2 protein-coding genes are annotated in these 1,687 nt (G+C 45.6%); both read right to left on the bottom strand.

Annotated elements, in window-relative coordinates; translation table 11 throughout:
• Positions 1-146 precede the first annotated feature (146 nt).
• Complete coding sequence (ccoO, locus tag A3766_RS25700; RefSeq protein ID WP_068506531.1) at positions 147-752, bottom strand: cytochrome-c oxidase, cbb3-type subunit II; 606 nt, start codon at positions 750-752, stop codon at positions 147-149.
• Positions 752-1,687, bottom strand: a 936-nt coding sequence (locus A3766_RS25695; RefSeq protein WP_197479750.1) for a cbb3-type cytochrome c oxidase subunit I, incomplete at its 5' end; no start/stop codon positions are given. The genes A3766_RS25695 and ccoO, both read right to left, overlap by 1 nt.

Below are 1,687 nucleotides of genomic sequence, written 5' to 3'. Positions count from 1 at the left end.
TGCAGTGTTATCCAAGGGAAGATTTGCCATTTCCTCGAACGCTTCTTTACGCTTGCCACTCCAGCTCCAGAAGCAAATTCCGATGAACGTAAGCAAAAGCATGCCGGTCATTAAACCGCTTAGTGTGTGCTGTAATTCGCCCATGCTTATCTCCCGTTGTTTGCAGTGCCAAGCACTTGCAAGTATGCAATCAAAGCATCGATTTCAGTCATATTTGCTAGCTGGGCGGGCCCGTTAGCGATTTCTTCGTCTGAATAGGGATGGCCTAGTAAACGTAAGGCTTCCATTTTGCTTATAATGCTATCAGTTTCTGCTGGTGCCTCGGCTAACCAAGGGAAGCTTGGCATATTTGATTCAGGCACCAAATCACGAGGATTGATTAAATGTATACGATGCCATTCATCAGAGTAACGGCCACCAACGCGTGCCAAATCAGGACCTGTTCGTTTCGAACCCCACTGGAACGGGCGGTCGTAAACTGATTCACCTGCAACTGACGGAGGGCCATATCGCAACACTTCATCAGCGAAAGGTCTAACCATCTGTGAGTGACAGTTGTAACAACCTTCACGAATGTAGATGTCGCGGCCCGCTAGCTGAACCGCTGTGTAAGGTTTAACGCCTGGTGCTGGTTCTGTCGTTTGTGTTTGAAACATCAGCGGAACGATTTCAACCAAACCGGCAACACTAATTACTAGGGCAATTAATACACCAAGTAGTGCGCTGTTCTTTTCAATAGTTTGATGATTCATTATGCTGCCTCCTTGTTGGATGCTTCGTTGTCTAACTCGGAAGAACCGATGGTTTTAATTACGTTATATGCCATCATCAACATACCAACCAAGAACATTAATCCACCAAGTACACGTACGACATAGTAGGGGTAGCTAGCTTTGATACTTTCAATGAAAGTATATGTCAGCGTACCGTCGTCACCCATGTCTCTCCACATTAGGCCTTGCATTACACCAGCGATCCACATTGATGCTATATAAAGTACTACACCAATTGTTGCGATCCAGAAATGACTGTTTATCAGCGATTCGCTATACATGCGCTTTTTGTTAAATAGCTCAGGAACAAGCATGTAAACGGAACCGATAGTAATAAAAGCAACCCAACCAAGCGAACCTGAATGAACGTGCCCAACTGTCCAGTCAGTATAGTGAGATAGTGCGTTGACGGTTTTTATCGACATCATTGGCCCTTCAAAGGTCGACATGCCATAGAACGATAGGGATACAATCAGGAACTTAAGGATCGGGTCAGAGCGTAACTTATCCCATGCGCCAGATAGCGTCATGATACCGTTGATCATACCACCCCATGACGGAGCTAATAGAACCAAGGAGAACACCATACCAAGTGACTGGGCCCAGTCTGGTAGAGCAGTGTATTGCAAATGGTGCGGACCAGCCCACATGTAAATAGAGATCAAAGCCCAGAAGTGTACAACTGATAATCTATAGGAGTATACAGGGCGATTCGCACGCTTTGGAACGAAGTAGTACATCATGCCTAAAAACGCCGCAGTTAGGAAAAAGCCAACAGCATTGTGTCCATACCACCACTGAGTCATTGCATCGGTTGCACCCGAAAAGACAGGGTAGGAATGAGTCAGGCTAGTAGGAATAGATAAGTTGTTAACGATATGAAGTACCGCTACAGCGATAATGAACGCTGCATA

The organism is Oleiphilus sp. HI0132 (assembly GCF_001635845.1).
This window is presented reverse-complemented; position numbering and strand designations above follow the sequence as displayed.

What these genes read in the sequence shown, in the direction of transcription:
- ccoO (WP_068506531.1), bottom strand. Translation starts at nt 752, where the DNA reads ATGAATCATCAAACTATTGAAAAGAACAGCGCACTACTTGGTGTATTA.